General features: G+C 74.7%; 21 protein-coding genes. 8 read left to right on the forward strand and 13 right to left on the reverse strand.

Annotation, left to right across the window (positions count from 1 at the left end; all coding sequences use genetic code 11):
- Positions 1-10: 10 nt before the first annotated feature.
- From INN71_RS14125 to INN71_RS14135, 3 genes are all read right to left on the reverse strand, one after another.
- A complete protein-coding gene (locus INN71_RS14125) occupies positions 11-649 on the reverse strand; it encodes an FMN reductase (RefSeq protein ID WP_277498214.1) in 639 nt (212 codons plus the stop codon).
- Positions 646-1,800: an LLM class flavin-dependent oxidoreductase gene (locus INN71_RS14130; protein WP_277498212.1), complete on the reverse strand. Its 1,155-nt coding sequence runs from the start codon at positions 1,798-1,800 to the stop codon at positions 646-648. The genes INN71_RS14125 and INN71_RS14130 overlap by 4 nt, the downstream gene beginning before the upstream one ends.
- A gap of 61 nt (positions 1,801-1,861) precedes the next feature.
- The gene (locus INN71_RS14135) at positions 1,862-2,962 is read right to left on the reverse strand and encodes a PP2C family protein-serine/threonine phosphatase (RefSeq protein ID WP_277498211.1); all 1,101 of its coding nucleotides are present in this window, start codon (positions 2,960-2,962) and stop codon (positions 1,862-1,864) included.
- 87 nt (positions 2,963-3,049) lie between these two features.
- Here INN71_RS14135 and INN71_RS14140 point away from each other — a divergent pair, with 87 nt between their 5' ends.
- Both INN71_RS14140 and INN71_RS14145 read left to right on the forward strand, forming a co-directional pair.
- Complete coding sequence (locus INN71_RS14140; protein ID WP_277498210.1) at positions 3,050-4,015, forward strand: alpha/beta hydrolase; 966 nt, start codon at positions 3,050-3,052, stop codon at positions 4,013-4,015.
- 70 nt (positions 4,016-4,085) lie between these two features.
- Entirely contained in the window at positions 4,086-4,634 is a 549-nt protein-coding gene (locus INN71_RS14145) for an RDD family protein (RefSeq protein ID WP_277498208.1), read from the forward strand.
- Between the two features lie 4 nt (positions 4,635-4,638).
- Here the strand turns inward: INN71_RS14145 and INN71_RS14150 are convergent, their stop codons facing one another.
- On the reverse strand, positions 4,639-5,409 hold the full coding sequence (locus INN71_RS14150) for a sulfite exporter TauE/SafE family protein (protein WP_277498206.1): 771 nt from the start codon (positions 5,407-5,409) through the stop codon (positions 4,639-4,641).
- Positions 5,406-6,209, reverse strand: a complete 804-nt coding sequence (locus tag INN71_RS14155; protein WP_277498204.1) for an ABC transporter ATP-binding protein — start codon at positions 6,207-6,209, stop codon at positions 5,406-5,408. Before INN71_RS14155 ends, INN71_RS14150 begins: the two co-directional genes overlap by 4 nt.
- Positions 6,210-6,260: 51 nt before the next feature.
- Between INN71_RS14155 and INN71_RS14160 the strand changes: the two genes are divergently transcribed.
- Complete coding sequence (locus INN71_RS14160; RefSeq protein ID WP_277498203.1) at positions 6,261-6,986, forward strand: hypothetical protein; 726 nt, start codon at positions 6,261-6,263, stop codon at positions 6,984-6,986.
- Between the two features lie 113 nt (positions 6,987-7,099).
- Entirely contained in the window at positions 7,100-8,368 is a 1,269-nt protein-coding gene (gene serB / locus INN71_RS14165; RefSeq protein WP_277498202.1) for a phosphoserine phosphatase SerB, read from the forward strand.
- 7 nt (positions 8,369-8,375) lie between these two features.
- Here serB and INN71_RS14170 read toward each other — a convergent pair whose 3' ends face one another.
- The 4 genes from INN71_RS14170 to INN71_RS14185 all read right to left on the reverse strand — a co-directional run bounded on the left by INN71_RS14170 (position 8,376) and on the right by INN71_RS14185 (position 11,051).
- Positions 8,376-8,906 (reverse strand): histidine phosphatase family protein, encoded by a 531-nt coding sequence (locus tag INN71_RS14170; protein ID WP_277498201.1) that lies wholly within the window; start codon positions 8,904-8,906, stop codon positions 8,376-8,378.
- A gap of 245 nt (positions 8,907-9,151) precedes the next feature.
- Complete coding sequence (fabI, locus tag INN71_RS14175; protein WP_277498200.1) at positions 9,152-9,922, reverse strand: enoyl-ACP reductase FabI; 771 nt, start codon at positions 9,920-9,922, stop codon at positions 9,152-9,154.
- 87 nt (positions 9,923-10,009) lie between these two features.
- Positions 10,010-10,714: a 3-oxoacyl-[acyl-carrier-protein] reductase gene (gene fabG, locus INN71_RS14180; protein WP_301800921.1), complete on the reverse strand. Its 705-nt coding sequence runs from the start codon at positions 10,712-10,714 to the stop codon at positions 10,010-10,012.
- 124 nt (positions 10,715-10,838) lie between these two features.
- Positions 10,839-11,051 carry a dodecin gene (locus INN71_RS14185; RefSeq protein ID WP_277498198.1) on the reverse strand — a complete coding sequence of 71 codons (213 nt, stop codon included), beginning with the start codon at positions 11,049-11,051 and terminating at the stop codon, positions 10,839-10,841.
- Between the two features lie 76 nt (positions 11,052-11,127).
- Between INN71_RS14185 and INN71_RS14190 the strand changes: the two genes are divergently transcribed.
- Both INN71_RS14190 and INN71_RS14195 read left to right on the forward strand, forming a co-directional pair.
- Positions 11,128-11,586: a DUF3099 domain-containing protein gene (locus INN71_RS14190; protein ID WP_277498197.1), complete on the forward strand. Its 459-nt coding sequence runs from the start codon at positions 11,128-11,130 to the stop codon at positions 11,584-11,586.
- On the forward strand, positions 11,583-11,828 hold the full coding sequence (locus INN71_RS14195) for a hypothetical protein (RefSeq protein WP_277498196.1): 246 nt from the start codon (positions 11,583-11,585) through the stop codon (positions 11,826-11,828). Before INN71_RS14190 ends, INN71_RS14195 begins: the two co-directional genes overlap by 4 nt.
- Before the next feature lie 28 nt (positions 11,829-11,856).
- On the opposite strand, the gene moaA is transcribed toward INN71_RS14195, so the two are convergent.
- The gene (gene moaA / locus INN71_RS14200; protein ID WP_277498195.1) at positions 11,857-12,897 is read right to left on the reverse strand and encodes a GTP 3',8-cyclase MoaA; all 1,041 of its coding nucleotides are present in this window, start codon (positions 12,895-12,897) and stop codon (positions 11,857-11,859) included.
- A 44-nt stretch (positions 12,898-12,941) separates the two neighbouring features.
- Here moaA and INN71_RS14205 point away from each other — a divergent pair, with 44 nt between their 5' ends.
- Positions 12,942-13,796 (forward strand): SURF1 family protein, encoded by an 855-nt coding sequence (locus tag INN71_RS14205; RefSeq protein ID WP_277498193.1) that lies wholly within the window; start codon positions 12,942-12,944, stop codon positions 13,794-13,796.
- 6 nt (positions 13,797-13,802) lie between these two features.
- Here INN71_RS14205 and INN71_RS14210 read toward each other — a convergent pair whose 3' ends face one another.
- Entirely contained in the window at positions 13,803-15,689 is a 1,887-nt protein-coding gene (locus INN71_RS14210) for an ABC transporter ATP-binding protein (RefSeq protein WP_277498191.1), read from the reverse strand.
- Between the two features lie 82 nt (positions 15,690-15,771).
- Between INN71_RS14210 and INN71_RS14215 the strand changes: the two genes are divergently transcribed.
- Positions 15,772-17,394: an adenylate/guanylate cyclase domain-containing protein gene (locus INN71_RS14215; RefSeq protein ID WP_277498190.1), complete on the forward strand. Its 1,623-nt coding sequence runs from the start codon at positions 15,772-15,774 to the stop codon at positions 17,392-17,394.
- On the opposite strand, the gene abc-f is transcribed toward INN71_RS14215, so the two are convergent.
- Both abc-f and INN71_RS14225 read right to left on the reverse strand, forming a co-directional pair.
- Positions 17,367-18,965 carry a ribosomal protection-like ABC-F family protein gene (gene abc-f, locus INN71_RS14220; RefSeq protein ID WP_277498189.1) on the reverse strand — a complete coding sequence of 533 codons (1,599 nt, stop codon included), beginning with the start codon at positions 18,963-18,965 and terminating at the stop codon, positions 17,367-17,369. The genes INN71_RS14215 and abc-f overlap by 28 nt on opposite strands.
- A 105-nt stretch (positions 18,966-19,070) precedes the next feature.
- Positions 19,071-19,973 carry a phosphotransferase gene (locus INN71_RS14225; RefSeq protein ID WP_277498188.1) on the reverse strand — a complete coding sequence of 301 codons (903 nt, stop codon included), beginning with the start codon at positions 19,971-19,973 and terminating at the stop codon, positions 19,071-19,073.
- Between the last annotated feature and the right edge of the window lie 42 nt (positions 19,974-20,015).

Genomic DNA, 20,015 nt, shown 5'->3' on the forward strand with positions numbered 1-20,015 from the left:
CACCCCACCCTCACCGCGGGTCGGAGCCCCGCAGCAGCTGCTCGAAGGGGATGACCTCGCCGAACTCATCGTCGGCGGCGGGCAGCGCGGCCTGGCGGCGCGGCGTCGTACGACGGGTGCCCGCGGCCAGGTCGGCGAGCTCGCCGGCGGCCCGGTGCACCCGGGAGGCCAGGTGGCCGTCGCCGGCACCGAAGTCCTCCGTCGCCGCGAAGACGGCCGTCGGCACGGTGGTGGCGCGCAGGTAGGCGAACAGCGGCCGCAGCGCGTGCTCCAGCACGAGCGAGTGCCGCGGCGTGCCCGCGGTGGCGGCCAGCAGCACCGGCGTACCCGCCAGCGTCTCGGGCTCCAGCACGTCGAAGAACGTCTTGAACAGCCCCGAGTACGACGCGCTGAACACCGGCGTGACGACCACCAGGGCGTCGGCGCGCGCCACCGCGCCGATCGCCTCGGCGAGGTCGCCGCTCGCGAAGCCGGTCAGCAGGTGGTCGGCCAGCGCGTGGGCGTGGTCGCGCAGCTCGACGACGTCGAGCTCGACCCGCTCGCCCCGCTCCGCCAGCGCCGCGGTGACGGCGTCGGCGAGGCGGTCGGCGAGCAGACGCGTCGACGACGGCTGCGAGAGCCCGGCGGTGACGACGACGACGCGGGTCATGCCGTCGCCTGCACGGGGGCGTCGTCCTCCACGCGGTGACCGGTGACGTCGTCGGTGGCGTGCACCGTCGTGTCCCGGGCGCCGCCGGCCGCGGCCACGAGAGAGCCGTGGGTCGGCGCGTCGGGCACGTGTGCGGGCCGGCCCTCGGCGAAGCCCTTGCGCATCTCCGGCAGGATCTCGCCCAGCAGGTCGAGCTGCTCGAGCACCGTCTTCAGCGGCAGCCCGGCGTGGTCGACGAGGAACAGCTGGCGCTGGTAGTGCCCGACGTAGTCGCGGAACGACAGCGTGCGCTCCAGCACCTCCTGCGGCGACCCGACCGTCAGCGGCGTCTGCGAGGTGAAGTCCTCCAGCGACGGGCCGTGGCCGTAGACCGGGGCGTTGTCGAAGTACGGGCGGAACTCCCGCACCGCGTCCTGGCTGTTGCGGCGCATGAAGAACTGCCCGCCGAGCCCGACGATCGCCTGGTCGGCGCTGCCGTGGCCGTAGTGCTCGAACCGGCGGCGGTAGAGCGCCACCATCTGCCGCGTGTGCGACGCCGGCCAGAAGATGTGGTTGTGGAAGAAGCCGTCGCCGTAGTAGGCCGCCTGCTCGGCGATCTCAGGGCTGCGGATCGAGCCGTGCCACACGAACGGGGGTACGCCGTCGAGCGGGCGCGGCGTCGAGGTGTAGCCCTGGAGCGGGGTGCGGAACTTCCCCTCCCAGTCCACGACGTCCTCGCGCCACAGGCGGTGCAGCAGCGCGTAGTTCTCGATGGCGAGCTCGAGGCCGCGGCGGATGTCCTTGCCGAACCAGGGGTAGACGGGGCCGGTGTTGCCGCGCCCCATCATGAGGTCGACGCGGCCGTCGGTGAGGTGCTGGATCTTGGCGTAGTCCTCGGCGATGAGCACCGGGTCCGTCGTCGTGATCAGCGTCGTGGCGGTCGAGAGGATGATCCGCTCGGTCTGCGCGCCGACGTAGGCGAGCGTCGCGGTGGGGTTCGACGAGATGAACGGCGGGTTGTGGTGCTCGCCGGTCGCGAACACGTCGAGACCGATCTCCTCGGCCTTGCGCGCGATCGCCACGGTCGCCTTGATCCGCTCGTGCTCGCTCGGCGTGCGCCCCGTGGTGGGGTCGGCGGTCACGTCGCCGACCGTGAAGATCCCGATCTGCATGTCGCTCACTCCTCGTGTAGTTGAAAGCGAAACTATCACGGGAACGACCGGGCCCGCCGGGCTATTCCCGGTGCAGCACCAGCACCGCGCGGTCGTCGTCGCCCCGCGCGACCTGGTCCACGATCCGTCGCGCCACGCCCGGGAAGCCGCGGCGGGCCACCTCCTCCGCCGCCGTGGCGCGCAGCCAGTCGAGCCCGACGCCGAGGTCGGCGTCCCGCGACTCGATGACGCCGTCGGTGTAGAACATCAGCCCCTCGCCCGCCGCGAGGGTCCCGGTGCTCGTCACCAGCTCGGGGCGGTGGTCCACCCCGAGCGCGGTCCCCCGCGCGTGGTCGGCCACCCAGCTGCCGCTCGCCGCGTCGTACCGCAGCGCCGGCGGGTGGCCGGCGCTGACGATGCCGTAGGCGCCCGAGGTCAGGTGGATCCGCACGTGCACCGCGGTCGCGAACGACTCGTCGTCCCCCTGCCGCAGCAGGAACGCGTTGGCCGCCGACATCAGCGCGACCGGCGGCAGCGCGCCGAGCAGCCCGCCGAGGGCGCCCGCGAACTGGAGGGCCTGCGTGCCCGCCGCCAGGCCCTTGCCGCACACGTCGACGAGGATCATCTCGAGGTGACGCCCGTCCTCGTCGAGCTCGGCGACGAGGAAGTCCCCGGCGTACGCCACCCCGTGCGCCGGGCGCATCGCCGACTCCGCCCGCCACCCGGTCGGGAGCGGCGGCACGGTGCTCTGCGCCTGCAGCCGGTCCCGCAGGTCGACCAGGAGGCCCTCGCTCATCAGGCTCGGCAGCCCGGTGCGCTGGCGTCGCCCGTGCAGCAGCGTCAGGCCCACGGCGACGAGCATCGCGACCAGTGACGACGTGCGGGCGCCCCCGAAGGACCCGTCGACCAGCACGGCCGTCACCCCCGCGACCAGGCAGACGAGCGCGTGCACCACCAGCGGCCAGAACCGCAGCAGCGCCGTGCCCGCGAGCAGCCACACGATGTACGCCGCGACCGGCATCAGGTCGTAGTCGACGAGCGAGACCGCGAGGCAGCAGGCCACGCCGGCGGCCAGCACGCCCACCACCCAGGCCTGCCCCGCGCTGGAGCCGGAGCGCCACCGCCCCACCCCGTCGCGCACGTACGTCGTCGCGACGCGCCGTGCCCGGGTCGTGGTGCTCACCGGAGCGAGACTACGGGTGCCGGGCCCGGCCCGCCCACGTCGAGGCGGGCGCGCCGCGGGCGCCCCGCCGCTGCCATCATGGGGCGCATGAGCCACGCCGTGACCGGGGCCGTCCCCGACCTGCTGGGTGCGCCGTACACCGCGGAGACCATCCCCCTGCCCCCCGACGACGAGGGCGAGGTCGTCACCACCCTCGTCCACCGGCCCGCCGTCGGCACCGCCCGCGGTGCCCTGCTGCACGTGCACGGCTTCTGCGACTACTTCTTCCACACCGAGTACGCCGACTGGTGGGCCGAGCAGGGCTACGACGTCTACGCGGTCGACCTGCGCAAGTACGGCCGGTCGCTGCGCGAGCACCAGACACCGGCGTTCGTCGCCGACCTCCGTGAGTACCACGGGGACCTCGACGCCGCGTGGGAGCGCATCGTCGAGCGGGACGGGCACACCCGGGTCATCGCGTCGGGGCACAGCACCGGCGGCCTCGTCCTCGCGCTGTGGGCCCACGACCGGCGCCCGCACGGGCTCGCGGCGCTGGTCCTCAACTCCCCCTGGTTCGACCTGCGCGGCTCCCTGCTCATGCGCACCGTCGGCACCCAGGTGATCGACCGCCTCGGCGCGGTCCTGCCCCGCCGCGTGCTCCCCCGCTCGGTCAGCGGGCTCTACGGCCGCAGCCTGCACCGCGACCACGAGGGCGAGTTCGACTTCGACCTGCGCTGGAAGCCCCTGGAGTCGCTGCCCGTCAGCCTCGGGTGGCTGCGGGCGGTGCGCCGCGCCCACGCCGAGCTGCACCGCGGGCTCGCGGTCGCCGTACCCGTGCTCGTGCTGTCCTCGGACCGCACCACCTCGCCGGCCGAGATGAGCGAGGACGTGCACAGCTCGGACGTCGTGCTCGACGTGGAGCAGATCAAGCGGTGGGCCCCGTACGTCGGCGCCCGCCACCTCACGCTCGTCACCGTGCCGGGCGCCCGGCACGACGTCGTGCTCTCCCGCGCCCCCGCCCGCGCCGAGGTCTACCGGGCGCTGGAGCGGTGGCTGACCGCCTGGGGAGGATGACGGCACCGGTCCCACGACCGCGGCTACGGTGGACGGGCGGCGCCGAGCGGCGGCCGTGGAAGGAGCCACCGTGAGCCACCTCCCTCCCCCCGGCGGGTACGGCGTGCCCCACCCGGCCGAGCGCGGCACGCCCCCGCCCCGTCCCGGTGACCTGGTGGACCGGCTCGTGGCCCGCCTCGTCGACTGGCTGGTCGTCGCCGTCGTCGCCGGGCTCGTCGTGCGCCCGCTGGTCCGTGCGCTGCTCCTGGGGCCCGACAGCGACGCGGTCGCCTCCTGGGTCGCGGGGGCGACGGTGACCGTGAGCCTGGCGGTGGTCGCGCTGGGCTACCAGCTCTTCTTCGAGACCACCACCGGCCGCACCCCTGGCAAGGCCCTCATGGGATTGCAGGTCGTCGGGCAGGGCGGGGCGAGGGTCACACCGACGCAGTCCCTGCGGCGCAACGCCTTCCACCTGGTGACGCTGCTCGGTCTCGTGCCGTTCGCGGGTCCGGCGCTGGCGTCGCTGGCCGAGGTCGTCGTGCTCGCCGCCATCGCCTGGTCCATCGCCTCCGACCCGGGGCTGCGCCAGGGCGTGCACGACCGGTTCGCCCGGCAGACCTACGTGATGAAGGTGCGCTGAGCCCTCAGCCGAGCAGGAACGCGGCGAGGGCGGCGACGCCCACGACCACGATGAACCCGCGCAGGACGTGGTCGGGCAGCTTGCGGCCGTACCGCGCACCGAGCTGGGCCCCGACGACCGCGCCGACGCCGACGAGCAGCACGACCGTCCAGTCGACGTCGACGAAGATCGCGAACAGCACGCCGGAGATGCCGTTGACGAGGGCCACCAGCAGGTTCTTCATCGCGTTGAGGCGCTGCAGGGTCTCGGGCAGCCCGATGCCCAGGAACGCCATGAGGATGATGCCCTGGGCGGCGCCGAAGTAGCCGCCGTACACCCCCGTCAGGGCCACCACCGGCCACAGCCAGCGCGGGCCGTGCTCCGGGACCTCGCCCGCGCCCCGCTCCTCGCGACGGCGGGCGATCGCCTTCGAGATCCGCGGGCCCGTCACCACCAGCACGAGCCCGAGCAGGATGAGCACGGGGACGATGGCGGCGAACGCGTCGTCGGGGAGCGTGAAGAGGAGCACCGCGCCCAGCACGCCGCCCAGCGCCGAGGCGCTCGCGAAGCGGAGCAGGCGGGCGCGCTGGCCCACGAGCTCGCGCCGGTAGCCCCACGCGCCCGAGAGCGAGCCGGGCACGAGCCCGATGGTGTTCGAGGCGTTCGCCGTGATGGGCGGCACGCCGAGCGCGATCAGCGTCGGGAAGGTGATCAGCGTGCCCGAGCCGACCACCGTGTTGATGGCGCCCGCCGCCGCGCCGGCGACGAGGATCGCCACCAGCTCGAGCGGGCTCACGCGCCGGCCTGGCGGCGCGTCCGACGGCGCGCCGACCAGCGGCCCTCCTCGAGGGCGACGGTCAGCGGGGTGTCGAAGGTGGCGGACAGGTTCCCCTCGGTGAGCGTCTCGGCCAGCGGCCCGGCCGCCACGACGCGCCCCTGGCGCAGCAGGAGGGCGTGGGTGAACCCGGGCGGGATCTCCTCGACGTGGTGGGAGACGAGGACCGTCGCCGGCGAGTCGGGGTCGTAGGCGAGCACGGACAGCGTGCTGACGAGGTCCTCGCGGCCGCCGAGGTCGAGACCGGCGGCGGGCTCGTCGAGCAGCAGCAGCTCGGGGTCGGTCATCAGGGACCGGGCGATCTGCACGCGCTTGCGCTCGCCCTCGCTCAGGGTGCCGAAGACGCGGTCGGCGAGGTGCTCGACGCTGAGCTCGCGCAGCAGCGCGTCGGCGCGGGCCTCGTCCACCTCGTCGTACTGCTCGCGCCAGCGCCCCACGACGCCGTGCGCCGCCGTGAGCACGAGGTCGCGCACCTTCTCGCCCCGCGGGATGCGCTCGGCCACCGCCGCGCTGGCCACCCCGATCCGAGGACGCAGCTCGAAGACGTCGACCGTGCCGAGCAGCTCGCCGAGGAGACCGACGGCGCCGTCGGTGGGGTGCAGCTGGGCGGCGGCGATCTGCAGCAGCGTCGTCTTGCCCGCGCCGTTCGGGCCGAGGACGACCCACCGCTCGCCCTCGTCCACCACCCACGTGACGCGGTCGAGCAGCACCGCCTCCCCGCGTCGGACCGTCACGTCGGCGAGCTCGAGCACAGCGGTCATGACGAGCACCCTATCGACCGGCGGCGCCGGCCCGGTCCGTACCCTCGGGGCGTGATCGCCGTGCCCGTCTCGCTGACGTTCGCGTGGTGGGGAACCGCCTGGCTGCGGGGGCGCGCGGCCGCCGACGACGTGCTCGATGCGCTCGCCGAGCACGGCGTGCGCCACGTGTTCGCCGCCCCCGGCGAGGACCCGGCCACCGCCGCCGAGGTGCTCGGCGGCCTGCGCCGCGCCGGCGCCCACGAGGTGGGTGCCGCGTTCCCCGCCCCCGGCGACCCCGTCGGGCTCGGCGGTCCCCGCGAGCTCAACGCCGCGGCGATCGACGCGGGCGAGGCCGTCCTGGCGCCGGCCGCCGGCGTCGGCTGGGTGCCCGTCGCCGTGGGCGCCGCCGTGGAGTGGGAGCAGCACCCCGCGTCCCGCCGTCCCCTCCCCGACGTCGGTGCCGCCGACCGCGCCCTGCGCGCCGCGCTGCTCGAGGTGGCGGAGCGCCTGGCGCGGCTCGACGTCGCCCGCTGGAACCCCGACCTCGCCGACGACCTGCTGGACCTCACCGCCGTGCCCCGCATCGACGCCCCCGACGGGGTGCCGGCCCGCTGCGTGCAGCTCGCCGCGCGCGGCCTGCGCCTGCTGCGCGTCGCCGAGCTCGGCGCCGGTGACGACGGTGCCGCGGTCACCCTGGGCGAGACCGTCGCGCGCCGCGCGGCCCTCGACGACCTCGCCCGCGCCGCGCGCCACGCCCTCACCGCGGCCGCCTCCCCCGAGGCGTGGCCCCCGGACTGACCCCGGACCCAGCCCGGACCCAGCCCGGACCCAGCCCGGACCCAGCCCGGACCCACCGCGGCGCCGCGCACCGGGTACGGCGCACCCGTCCCCCGGCGGTAGCCTTCGCCGCGATGAGCGAGCCCGCCGCCCCCCGCCAGCCGGAGCCGTCCGCCGTACCCGGCGGCGCCGGTCCCACGACCGACACGGTCCTGGTGACCCTGACCGGCAAGGACCGCCCCGGCGTGACCAGCGCCGTGCTGGCCACCCTCGCCGCCGGCGACGTGGACGTGGTCGACGTCGAGCAGATCGTGCTCCGCGGCCGGATGGTGCTCGGCGTGCTCGTCACCGCACCCGACGACGTCGAGCGGCTGCGGGCCGAGATCACCCGCGCCGCCGGTGAGCTCGAGATGCAGGTGGACGTCGAGCAGGGCACGGGCGACAACCGGCGACGGGGCGACGGTCGCGTGCACGTCTCCGTCATCGGGGCCCCCCTGCGCGCCGGGGCGCTGGCCGCCATCACCGGGCGCATCGCGGAGACCGGGGCGAACATCGACCGCATCGAGCGCATGGCCCGCTACCCCGTGACCGCCATCGACCTGCACGTCTCGGGCACCGCCCCCGAGCACCTGCGCGCCGCGCTCGCCGCCGAGGCCGCCCGCCAGGGCGTCGACGTCGCCGTGCAGCCCGCCGACCTGCTGCGGCGCGGCATGCGCCTCATCGTCATGGACGTCGACTCCACGCTCATCCAGGGCGAGGTCATCGAGATGCTCGCCGCGCACGCCGGCTGCGAGCGCGAGGTCGCCGAGGTGACCGAGGCCGCCATGCGCGGCGAGCTCGACTTCGAGGAGTCGCTGCGCCAGCGGGTCGCCCGCCTCGAGGGCGTCGAGGCCACGGCGCTCGACGCGGTCTACGAGGGCATCCGCCTGGCGCCCGGCGCGCGCACGATGGTGCGGGTGCTCAAGCGGCTGGGCTACCGCTTCGCGATCGTCTCGGGCGGCTTCAGCCAGGTCACCGACCGCCTCGCTGCCGAGCTGGGCATCGACTTCGCCCGGGCCAACGAGCTCGAGATCGTCGACGGCCGGCTCACCGGCCGCATCGTGGGCCCGGTCGTCGACCGCGCCGGCAAGGCCGTCGCGCTGCGGCAGTTCGCCGCCGAGGTGGGGGTGTCGGTGGAGTCGGTCATCGCGATCGGTGACGGCGCCAACGACCTCGACATGCTGAGCACCGCCGGGCTGGGCATCGCCTACAACGCCAAGCCCGCGGTGCGCGAGGCGGCGGAGGTGTCGGTCAACGTGCCCTACCTCGACACGATCCTCTACCTGCTCGGCATCTCCCGCGAGGAGATCGAGGCCGCCGACGCGGCCGCCGGCTTCGTCACGCCGTCGCCCGACCTGTCCTGACCCGCCCTCAGGCGCCGGCGACGTGGAAGTCCACGAGCCGGCACCCGCCCCACGCCAGCTCCGACCACGGCACCGGGCAGGCCAGGACGGTGACGGCGGCGGGCGGGTACCCCTGCGCCATCCGCACCGCCGCCCGCTCGTTGCCCTGCCCGTCGTGCAGCAGGTGGGCCAGCGACGCGACCGTCGGGTTGTGCCCGACGAGCACCAGCGTGGCGACGTCGCCGTCCGTCCCGCGCACGAGGTCCAGCGCCGTCTCGGGGCCGGCGGAGTAGAGCGGCGCCGCGTGCTCGACCGGCACGTCGAGCCAGCCGGCCGCGGTCGCCAGCTCCTCCCACGTGCGGCGCGTGCGCAGCGCGTCGGAGACGAGGGCCGCCGACGGCGCGTGCTGCTCGGCGAGCAGCCACCGTCCGGCGGCGGCTGCCGCGGCGCGCCCGTCGGGCGTCAGGTCGCGGTCGTGGTCGGAGGCCGCGGCCGGCGCGGCCTCGGCGTGGCGCAGGATCACGAGGCGCCGGGTCGGCGCGGGCTGGGGGGAGCTCACGCCCGATGGTCCCACCGACCGTGCCCCGCTGTCCGCCCGACCGGTCGAGTCACGCCCGGGTCAGGGGGCCTGCGGTAGGCTGAGCGGGCTCTCATGGGAGGGAGGCTCAGCCTCCCGGGGCACCACGCCCGCAGCTCCGACTGGGAGGGAGGAGCTGCGCTCGGTGTGGTGCCCCGCATCCCGGGGCACCACCGCCGTGCCGCGTCCCTCCGCCGGAGCGCGTCGGCCGACCGGCTCCGCGGAGGTCAGGCCCCCATGGCGTGGAAGCCGCCGTCGACGTGCACGATCTCGCCGCTCGTGGCCGGGAACAGGTCGGAGAGCAGGGCGCACACGGCCCGGGCCGTCGGCTCCTGGTCCTTGTTGTCCCAGCCCAGCGGCGCCTTGGTCTCCCACAGCGCCTCGAGGTCCTCGAAGCCGGGGATGGCCTTCGCGGCCAGGGTCTTGAGGGGCCCCGCGGAGACCAGGTTGACGCGGATGCCGTCGGCGCCGAGGTCACGGGCGAGGTAGCGCGCGGTGGACTCCAGACCCGCCTTCGCGACGCCCATCCAGTCGTACGCCGGCCACGCCACCGTCGCGTCGAACGTGAGACCCACGACCGAGGAGCCGCGCGAGAGCAGCGGGCGGGTGGCGACGGCGAGCGACTTCAGCGAGTACGCCGACACGTGCACCGCCTGCGCCACGTCCTCCCACGGGCCGTCGAGGAACCTGCCGCCGAGCAGCGTCTCGGGGTTGCCGTAGGCGATGGAGTGCACGACGCCGTCGAGGCCGTCGACGTGCTCGCGCACCGCCGCCTCGAGGCCCGCCAGGTGCTCGGGATCGGTCACGTCCAGCTCGAGCACGGCGGGCTCGACCGGCAGGCGCTTGGCGATGCGCCGCGTGATGCCGAGCGCCCGGCCGAAGTTGGAGATCAGCACGGTCGCACCCTGCTCCTGCGCGAACTTCGCGGTCGCGAAGCCGATGGAGGAGTCCATGGTGACGCCGGCGACCAGGATGCGCCTGCCCTCGAGAATGCCCATCTGCTGCGTGTCCTCTTCTCTACCCGTGACGGGTGGTGGTGGTCCGGTCGTGCGCGGGGGGTGGTGCGGTCGAGCGGGGCGGCTCGCTCAGTGCCCCATGCCGAGGCCGCCGTCGACGGGGATGACGGCGCCGGTCACGTACGCCGCGTGCTCGCTCGCCAGCCACGTGACGGCGCCCGCGACCTCCGCCGGGTGGGCGTAGCGGCCCAGCGGCACCTGCGTCCTGATGGCGTCGCGCTGGGCGTCGGTGAGGACGTCGGTCATGTCGGTCTCGACGAACCCGGGGGCCACCACGTTGGCGGTGATGCCGCGGCTGCCGAGCTCGCGCGCCGTCGAGCGGGCGAGGCCGACGAGACCCGACTTGGAGGCGGCGTAGTTGACCTGGCCCGCCGAGCCCAGCAGGCCGACGACGGAGGAGACGAGGACGATGCGGCCGCGCCGCTGCCGCAGCATGCCCTTCGCGGCCCGCTTCACCAGGCGGAAGGTGCCCGTGAGGTTGGTCTCGATGACCGAGGACCAGTCGTCCTCGCTCATGCGGAGCAGGAGCGTGTCCTTCGTGATGCCGGCGTTGGCGACGAGCACCTCGACAGGCCCCAGCTCGGCCTCGACCTGTGCGAAGGCCGCGTCCACCTGCGCGGGGTCCGTGACGTCGCAGCGGACGTCGAGCGCCCCCTCGGGGGCGCCGCCGTTCCGGGTCGTCACCGCGACCCGGTCCCCCTGCGCGAGGAAGGCCTCGGCGATCGCGCGGCCGATGCCGCGGTTGCCCCCGGTGACGAGGACGGTGCGGCCCAGCGGCCCGGTCTGCTCTGCGTCGCTCACGCTCCGCGACGCTAGTGCTTACCGACAGGTACCGGAAAACCCGTCCGCCGCCCGGTCACGCCGGGCGGCACGGCCCGCAGCGGCGGACGGGCGGTGCTCACTGGTCCTCGAGGCGGAAGCCGACCTTCATCGAGACCTGGAAGTGGTCGACCTGCCCGTCCTTGACGTGACCGCGCACCTGGGTGACCTCGAACCAGTCGAGGTGGCGCAGCGTCTCGCCGGCGCGGTTGATGCCGTTGCGGACTGCCTGGTCGATGCCGTCGGGGGAGGTGCCGACGATCTCGGTGACGCGGTAGGTGCGGCTGGTCATGGTGGTCTCCTCGTGGGACGGGGTCCGGCCCAGCACGGCCCGGGTCGGGTGATGCTACCGACGTACAGTGGAGGACATGCCGACGCGTCCCCGCCGTACCGCGCCGAAGGCCGACGCCGTCCGGATCACCACCGCCCCGGTCTCCCCCACCGACGAGCTCGACCAGCGCCGCCGCCGCTACTTCATCGCGATGTCCGTGCGCACCCTGTGCTTCCTCGGCGCCTTCGCCGTCGGCCCGGGCTGGCTGCGGTGGGTGCTGCTCGCCGGGGCCGTCTTCCTGCCGTACTTCGCGGTGGTCGCGGCCAACGTCACCTCCCAGCAGAGCGAGGACTTCGAGATCGAGCCCGTCGACGCGTACGCGCTCCCGCCCGCCTCCGGCGAGACGTTGCGGATCGGCCCCGGTGACGACGTCGCCGCGGGACCCGGCTCACCCCGCTCCCGGGACGACTCCGCGTGGGACGACGTCGACTGGGACGACCCGGTCTGGGACGACGACCTCGACGAGCGGCCCGCGGGCGGCCGGGCCGGCGCGTGAGCGCGCCCGCGACCTGCTCCGCGCGCGGCTGCCGTGCCGACGCCACGTGGGCCCTGCGGTGGAACAACCCGCGGCTGCACACCCCGGAGCGCCGCAAGATCTGGTTGGCCTGCGACGACCACCGGGCGTCGCTGTCGGACTTCCTCGGTGCGCGGGACTTCCTGCGCGACGTCGTGCCCGCGGCGGAGGTCGTGACCGACGACGAGCCCGACCCCGAGCCCGGCCACCGGGCCGGGGGCTGAGCTCGGGGGCTGGGCTCGGGGGCTGGGCTCAGCCGCCGATGGCGGACATGGACCGCGTCGGCTGCAGGAAGCTGGGGTCGTTGATGCCGTGCCCCGCGGCCTTCGTCCACATGGCGCGCCGCCACTGCTCGGCGACCTCGGCGTCGTCGGCGTCACCGCGCAGGGCGGCCCGCAGGTCCGACTCGGAGCGGGCGAACAGGCAGTTGCGCACCTGGCCGTCGGCGGTGATCCGCACGCGGTCGCAGTCTCCGCAGAACGGGCGCGTGACCGACGCGATGACCCCGACGACGCCCCGGACGGTGCCGGTGTCGACGAGGAACCGCTCGGCCGGCGCGCTGCCCCGGGCCTCCTCCGAGGGGACCACGGTGAACGCGGCCTGCAGGGACGCCAGGATCTCCTCGGCCGTGACCATCTCGGTGCGGGACCAGTCGTGCTGGGCGTCGAGCGGCATCTGCTCGATGAACCGCAGCTCGTAGCCGTTCTCCAGCGCCCACCGGGTCAGCTCGGGGGCCTGGCCGTCGTTGATGCCGCGCAGCAGCACCGCGTTGATCTTGACCGGCGTCAGGCCCGCTGCGGCCGCGGCCTCGACGCCCGCCAGCGCGTCGTGCAGGCGGTCGCGACGCGTGACCCTCGCGAACGAGTCGGGGCGGATGCTGTCGAGGCTGACGTTGACGCGGTCGATCCCGGCGTCGGCCAGGGCCTGCGCGGTGCGCGCCAGGCCGAGCGCGTTGGTGGTCAGCGACAGGTCGACGTCGGGCGCGTCGCGGCGCACCCGGGTGACGATGTCGACGAGCCCGCGCCGCACCAACGGCTCGCCCCCGGTGAAGCGCACCTCGCGGATGCCCAGGTGGTGCACCCCGATGCCGACCAGCCGGACGACCTCGTCGTCGGTCAGCGTCTGCTCGACCGGCATCCAGTCGAGGCCCTCGGGCGGCATGCAGTAGCTGCAGCGCAGGTTGCAGCGGTCGGTGAGGGAGACGCGCAGGTCGGTCGCGGTGCGGCCGTGGCGGTCGACCAGACCCCCCGCGGCGCCGCGGGGCAGCAGGGGGAGGTCGACGGACTGGCTCATGAGTCGAGTCTAGGTCGCGGACGGTCGCCGGATAGCCTCTGGAGGTGGGTTCCTTCCGCTTCCTGCTGTCCCGGCGCTGGATCCTGTTCGGGATCGCCGTCGTGCTGCTCACCTACCTGGCGTGGGTGCTGGGCCAGTGGCAGTTCCACCGGCTCGACGACCGCCGCGACCGCAACTCGATCGTGGAGCGCAACGAGGGTCGGGAGCCGGTCGAGGTGACCGACGTGCTGGGCGTCGGCGAGCCGGTGGACGCCGGCGAGGAGTGGACCGCGGTGACGGCGACCGGCACCTACGCCGTCGAGGACTCCGTGGTGGTCCGCTACCGCACCCGTGACAGCGCCCCGGGCGTCGACGTCGTCGTCCCGCTCGTCCTCGCCGACGGCACCTCCCTGCTCGTCGACCGCGGCTGGATGGCCACGGAGAACAGCGGGGGCCTGCGCGGCACCGACACGGACGCGCTGCCCGCTCCCCCGCCCGGCGAGGTGACCGTGACCGGCTGGGTGCGGCGCGACGCCACCGACGGCGGCAGCACCGCGGTCACGCAGCAGTCGACGCGCTCGATCTCCTCGGCCCGCATCGGCGAGGCGCTGGACCGCGAGGTGCTCACGGGCTTCGTCGACCTGGCCGAGGAGTCCCCCGAGGCCGCCGAGCCCCTCGACCCGCCGCCGCTGCCGGAGCTCGACGAGGGCCCGCACCTCTTCTACGGGCTGCAGTGGTGGTTCTTCGGCCTGCTCGCCGTGTTCGGCTTCTGCTACCTCGCGTACGACGAGTGGCGCGGCGGACCCGCCCGCCGTGACCGGCTGCGCGCCGAGCGCCGGGCCCGCGCCGAGGAGGAGGAGCGCAAGCAGGCCGAGGTGCAGGCCCGCATCCGCGCCGAGCGGGAGCGCTCCCGCACCTGACGCCCGTCAGCCGGCGGGCGTGACGTCGTCGCGCAGCTGGGTGCCGTGGAGCGTGGCGTAGAGCCCGCCCTGCGCCAGCAGCTCCGCGTGGGTGCCGCTCTGCACGATGCGGCCGTCGTCGACCACGAGGATGCGGTGGGCGTTGCGCACCGTCGAGAGCCGGTGGGCGATGACGAGCGAGGTCCGCCCCTCGAGCGCCGCGTCGAGGGCCCGCTGCACGGCCTGCTCGGACTCGCCGTCCAGGTGGGCGGTGGCCTCGTCGAGCACGACCAGCGGCGGCGCCTTGAGCAGCAGCCGGGCGATCGCGAGCCGCTGGCGCTCGCCCCCGGAGAGCCGGTAGCCCCGGTCCCCCACGACGGTGTCGAGGCCGTGGGTCAGCGAGCGCACCAGCGGGGCGATGCGGGCGGCCTCGAGGGCGTCCCAGATCTGCTCCTCGCTCGCGTCGGGCCGCGCGTAGCGCAGGTTCGCCCGGATCGTGTCGTGGAACATGTGGGCGTCCTGCGTGACGTAGCCGACCACGTCCTCCAACGACTCCAGCGTCACCGAGCGCACGTCGTGGCCGGCGACGCGCACGGTGCCGGACGTGGCGTCGTACAGGCGGGCCACCAGGTGGGTGATCGTGGTCTTGCCGGCGCCGGAGGGGCCGACGAGGGCGACCGTCTGACCGGGCTCGGCGACGAACGTGATGTCGTGCAGCACGGGCTCGGCGGCGGCGCCGCGGTCGGGGCTGGCGACCGCCTCGAGCGAGGCCAGCGTCGTCGTCGACGGGTCCGGGTAGGCGAAGCCGACGTGGTCGAACTCCAGCCGCACCCCGCGGCTCCCGTCCGCCACCCGCAGCGGCACCGCGTCGGCCCGCTCCGTCACCGTCGACGGCAGGTCGAGCACCTCGAAGACCCGCTCGAAGCTGACCAGCGCCGTCATCACGTCGATGCGCACGTTCGACAGGCCCTGCATCGGCCCGAGGAGGCGCAGCAGCAGGGTCGCCAGGGCGAGCAGCGTGCCGAGCGTCAGGTCGCCCCGCACCACGAGCCAGCCGCCGACGCCGTACACGAGCGCGGTCGCCATGGCCGGGACGAGCATCATGACCGAGGCGAAGAGGCGGGTCAGCAGGGCGATGCGGACGCCGAGGTCGCGGACCCGGGTCGCCTTGGCCGCGTAGAGCGCGTCCTCCTCGCCCCGGCGCCCGAACAGCTTCAGCAGCATCGCGCCGCCGACGTTGAAGCGCTCCGTCATGACGTTGCCGAGGTCGGCGTTGCCGTCCATCTGCTCGCGGGTGAGCCCGGCCAGGCGGGCGCCCACCCAGCGCGACACCCCGAACAGCACGGGGAACATCACGAGGCACAGCAGCGTCACCTGCCAGCTCAGGGCCACCATCGTCACGCCGACGACCACGACGGCCACCGAGTTGGCGACGACGTTCGACAGCACCGTGGTGAACGCGCGCTGCGCGCCGATGACGTCGTTGTTGAGCCGCGAGACCAGGGCACCGGTCTGGGTGCGCGTGAAGAAGGCGAGGCCCTGGCGCTGCACGTGGGCGAAGACCTGGGTGCGCAGGTCGAGGATGAGGCCCTCCCCGATGCGCGACGACAGCCAGCCGCCGAGCACGCCGAGGGCGGCGTCGACGAGCGCCACCACGGCCATGAGACCGGCGACGACGGCGACGACCTGCACGTCGCCCGCGACCACGCCGTCGTCCACCAGCCGCTGCACCAGCAGCGGGGTGACGACGACGAGCATCGCGTCGAGCACGGTGACGCCGGCGAACGCCGTGAGCACCCGCCGGTGGGGACGCGCGGCGCCGACCACCCGTCGTACGACGGCGCGGTCCACCCGCGTGCCGACCGCCGAGCGGTCGGTGCGCAGGTGACGCCACGCGGCACCCATCCCGGTCATCCCCGACATGCTCGTGACAACCCCCCACCACCCCGCCGTGTTCCCGCTCACGCGGGGTCCCCCGCACCCTACGATGCGACCCGTGACCAGCGCCGACGCCCGCAGCCCCTACGGCTCGCGGCTGCTCGGCGCCCCCGACCAGAGCCCGCAGGTGCTGCGCGTGCGGGTGCAGGCCCTGCTCACCTTCATCCTGCTGACCGCCAACCTCATCGGTGCCGGGGTCGTCATCGCTCTCCTGCTGCTCGTGCGCCCCGACGAGCCGCTGGGCCGCGACTTCCGGCTGGCGCACTTCATCGCGACGCCGGTGTACGTCGGGCTCGCGGTCGTCGTGGGCCTGGTCTGGATCACGCGGCGGCTCCTGCGCTCCCTGGCGTGGGCGCGGGAGGGCCGCTCCCCCACCGACCGGGAGCGGCACGAGACGCTGCGCGCCCCGCGCACGGTGATGGTGCGCCAGGGCACGCTGTGGTTCGTCGCCGTGCTGCTCTTCACGCTGCTCTCGCTGCTCACCCAGCCGAGCATCGCGCTCACCGAGTCGATCGCCGTGGCGATCGCCGGCATCGTGGTCTGCGCGATCTCCTACCTGTGGACCGAGTTCGTCCTGCGGCCCATCACGGCCCGGGCGCTCGCCGAGGGGCTGCCGCCGGTCGGGCGCGGCTCCGGCGTACGACGACGCCTCATCATCTTCTGGGTGCTCGGCACCGGCATCCCGGTCACGGCCCTCGTCTTCGCCGCGCTGCTCTCGCTGGCCGGCGACGACCAGGTCGACCGCGTCCGCCTGGCGATCCTCATCCTCGTGCTGGGTGGTGTCGTGCTGCTGTTCGGGCTCAACATCACGACGCTGACCTCACGGGCCGTCGTCGGGCCGATCGCGTCGGTGCAGCGCGCCCTGCGGCGCGTCGAGGCCGGCGACCTCGACGTGTCCGTCCCCGTCTACGACGCCACGGAGCTGGGCCACCTGCAGGCCGGGTTCAACCGGATGGCGGCGGGGCTGCGGGAGCGGGAGCGCATCCGCGACCTGTTCGGGCGCCACGTCGGCACCGACGTCGCCGACGCCGCCCTGCGTCAGCAGGTCGAGCTCGGCGGCGAGACCCGCGTCGTGTCCATCCTCTTCGTCGACCTCATGGGCTCCACCACGCTCGCCACGGAGCGCGAGCCCACCGCCGTCGTGGACCTGCTCAACCGGTTCTGCGCGGTCGTCATCGACGAGGTCGACCGCTCGGGCGGGCTCGTCAACAAGTTCATGGGCGACGCCGTCCTCGCGGTGTTCGGCGCCCCCGTGGCCCGTGAGGACCACGCCACGGCCGCCCTGCGCACCGCCCGCACCGTGGCGCGGCGGCTCGCCGTCGAGGTGCCGGAGCTGCGGGCCGGCGTCGGGGTCGCTACGGGGGAGGCCGTGGCCGGGAACGTGGGCGCCGAGCGCCGGTTCGAGTACACGGTGATCGGCGACGCGGTGAACTCCGCGGCCCGGCTGACCGACCTGGCGAAGGGCCGCCCCGGCCTCGTGCTCGCCGCGGCGGAGAGCGTCGACGCCGCGGTCGCCGACGAGGCGGCGCGCTGGCGCCCCGACGGCACCGAGGTGCTGCGGGGGCGCGCGACGCCGACGCGGCTCGCCGTACCGGTCGCCGACGAGCCCGCCGATGAGCCTGCCGCGCCCGCCGAGGAGCCCGCGGCGCGGGCTCAGGCCAGCGAGACCAGCTCGGCGTAGGACGCGTTCCAGAGGTCCTCGACGCCGTCGGGGAGGATGAGGACGCGGTCGGGCTCGAGCGCGAGCACCGCGCCCTCGTCGTGGGTGACGAGCACGATCGCGCCCTCGTAGCGGCGGATCGCGTCGAGCACCTCCTCGCGCGACGCGGGGTCGAGGTTGTTCGTCGGCTCGTCGAGCAGCAGCACGTTGGCGCTGGAGACCACGAGCGAGGCCAGGGCCAGGCGGGTCTTCTCGCCGCCGGAGAGCACCCCGGCCGGCTTGTGGGCGTCCTCGCCGGAGAAGAGGAACGAGCCCAGCACCGAGCGGGCCTCGGTGTCGGTGAGCTGCGGGGCCGCGCTCTGCATGTTCTCCAGCACGGTGCGCGAGGTGTCGAGGGTCTCGTGCTCCTGCGCGTAGTAGCCGACCTTGAGCCCGTGACCGGGGACCACGGAGCCCGAGTCGGGCGTGTCCACCCCGGCCAGGATGCGCAGCATCGTCGTCTTGCCGGCGCCGTTGAGGCCGAGGATGACGACCCGCGAGCCCTTGTCGATGGCCAGGTCGACGTCGGTGAAGACCTCGAGCGAGCCGTAGGTCCGCGAGAGGCCCTCCGCCGTGAGCGGCGTCTTGCCGCACGGTGCGGGCGACGGGAAGGTGATCTTGGCGACCCGGTCGGCGGCACGCTCGCCCTCGAGGCCGGCCATCATCTTCTCGGCGCGCTTGAGCATCGACTGCGCGGCCTGCGCCTTCGACGCCTTGGCCCGCATCTTGTTGGCCTGGTCGGTGAGCGTCTTCGCCTTGTTCTCGGCGTTCATCCGCTCGCGCTTGCGGCGCTTCTCGTCGGTCTCGCGCTGGGTCAGGTAGTGCTTCCAGCCCATGTTGTAGACGTCGATGACGCAGCGGTTCGCGTCGAGGTGGAACACCTTGTTGACGGTCTCGGCCAGCAGGTCGTTGTCGTGGCTGATGACGATGAAGCCGCCGCGGTGGGCCTTGAGGAAGTCGCGCAGCCACACGATGGAGTCGGCGTCGAGGTGGTTCGTCGGCTCGTCGAGGATGAGCACGTCGGCGCCGGAGAAGAGGATGCGCGCGAGCTCGACGCGGCGCCGCTGGCCGCCGGAGAGCGTCTTGAGCTGCTGGCCGAGGATGCGGTCGGGGATGCCGAGGCTGGCCGCGATCGTCGCCGCCTCGGCCTCGGCGGCGTACCCGCCCCCGGCGTGGAGCTCGGCGTCGGCGCGGGACCAGCGCCGCATGGCGCGGTCGGCGACGTCGGGGTCGGCCGACGCCATCTGCTCCTCCGCCTCGCGCAGGCGGCGCACGACGTCGTCGAGCCCGCGCGCGGAGAGGATCCGGTCGCGGGCGAGCACCTCGGGGTCCCCGACGCGCGGGTCCTGCGGCAGGTAGCCGACGTCGCCCGACGACGTGACGGAGCCCGAGGCGGGCTGGGCGTCGCCGGCCAGGATCTTCGTGAGGGTGGTCTTGCCGGCGCCGTTGCGGCCGACGAGGCCGATCTTGTCCCCGGCCGCCACCCGGAACGAGACGTTCTCCATCAGGAGGCGGGCACCCGCACGGACTTCGACGTTCTGTGCGGTGATCATCGGTCCGGGATCCTACGCGGGCCCACCCGGGTCGCGCGCATCGACGGGAGTGGCGCACGCCGCTCCCCGGGGCATCCCGACGCGCCTGACGCGCGGACGCCGACGCTAGAGCAGGGCCTCCAGGTGGGGGTACTGCCGCTGCAGCACCCGCAGGTACGGCGCGACGCTGGGGTGGCGGAACTTCCCGGCGAGCGCACCCTCGCCCTCCGCGGCGCGGGCCAGCACCCACTCGGCCCGGTTCAGGACGGTGTAGACCGCCGTCACCCGGGCCCCCAGGAGCGCCTCCTCGCGGGTGGCGAGGTCCTGGGGCAGCGCGGCGGCGTAGACGTCGACGAGCACCTCGAGGTCCTCCCGGGCCGACAGCGCGAGGTACCCGAGGTCCGCCCCGACGGCGCCGGTGCCGAGGGTGCTCCAGTCGAGGGCGAGCACGTCGTCGCCGGAGCGCGCGCGGAAGTTCGCGGGCACGGGGTCCCCGTGCTGCAGCACCTGCGGGAGCGCGTCGAGCGCCGCGAGGTGGCGGTGGCGTCGTGCCCAGAGCCGGTCCGCGACGTCCGCGATGTTGGTGCGGGCCAGCGTGCGCCACCCGCCGCGCCACTCCACCCGGCGCACCCGGTCCGCGAGCTGGCGGCGGGCCAGCCAGTCGACCTGCGGCACGGCGTTGCCGGCGAAGACGGCGAGGCGCGCGGCGAGGTAGGGGCCCGGCAGGGGGTCCGCCTCGACGTACTCCTGGCGCAGGGTGATGCCGGTGGGGTCCTCGCTCACGTCGAGGGTGCGCACCGACCGCAGCCCCGCCGTGGAGTCCACGACGCCCGCCTGGGCGACGGCGGCCGCGCGCCGCCACCACCCGGCGTGCCGGGGGTCGGCCAGCTCGTCGGGGTCGTCGGGGCCGGGCGGCACGAACCGCTTGACGACGCTGACCGGGTCGGTGGTGCGGTCCAGCCACACCCCACCGGTCGAGGTGCCGCTCCCGCCGGGGAGGGGCACCCAGCCGTCGTCGGGCCGCCACATGGCCCGCAGTCTGGCAGAGCGGAGCCTCCTGGCGCGGTACGC

The organism is Nocardioides sp. ChNu-153, from assembly GCF_030466625.1.
Classification (GTDB): Bacteria; Actinomycetota; Actinomycetes; order Propionibacteriales; family Nocardioidaceae; genus Nocardioides.

What these genes read in the sequence shown, in the direction of transcription:
- INN71_RS14125 (WP_277498214.1), bottom strand. Translation starts at nt 649, where the DNA reads ATGACCCGCGTCGTCGTCGTCACCGCCGGGCTCTCGCAGCCGTCGTCG.
- INN71_RS14130 (WP_277498212.1), bottom strand. Translation starts at nt 1,800, where the DNA reads ATGCAGATCGGGATCTTCACGGTCGGCGACGTGACCGCCGACCCCACC.
- INN71_RS14140 (WP_277498210.1), top strand. Translation starts at nt 3,050, where the DNA reads ATGAGCCACGCCGTGACCGGGGCCGTCCCCGACCTGCTGGGTGCGCCG.
- INN71_RS14155 (WP_277498204.1), bottom strand. Translation starts at nt 6,209, where the DNA reads ATGACCGCTGTGCTCGAGCTCGCCGACGTGACGGTCCGACGCGGGGAG.
- serB (WP_277498202.1), top strand. Translation starts at nt 7,100, where the DNA reads ATGAGCGAGCCCGCCGCCCCCCGCCAGCCGGAGCCGTCCGCCGTACCC.
- fabI (WP_277498200.1), bottom strand. Translation starts at nt 9,922, where the DNA reads ATGGGCATTCTCGAGGGCAGGCGCATCCTGGTCGCCGGCGTCACCATG.
- INN71_RS14185 (WP_277498198.1), bottom strand. Translation starts at nt 11,051, where the DNA reads ATGACCAGCCGCACCTACCGCGTCACCGAGATCGTCGGCACCTCCCCC.
- INN71_RS14190 (WP_277498197.1), top strand. Translation starts at nt 11,128, where the DNA reads ATGCCGACGCGTCCCCGCCGTACCGCGCCGAAGGCCGACGCCGTCCGG.
- moaA (WP_277498195.1), bottom strand. Translation starts at nt 12,897, where the DNA reads ATGAGCCAGTCCGTCGACCTCCCCCTGCTGCCCCGCGGCGCCGCGGGG.
- INN71_RS14210 (WP_277498191.1), bottom strand. Translation starts at nt 15,689, where the DNA reads ATGACCGGGATGGGTGCCGCGTGGCGTCACCTGCGCACCGACCGCTCG.
- abc-f (WP_277498189.1), bottom strand. Translation starts at nt 18,965, where the DNA reads ATGATCACCGCACAGAACGTCGAAGTCCGTGCGGGTGCCCGCCTCCTG.
- INN71_RS14225 (WP_277498188.1), bottom strand. Translation starts at nt 19,973, where the DNA reads ATGTGGCGGCCCGACGACGGCTGGGTGCCCCTCCCCGGCGGGAGCGGC.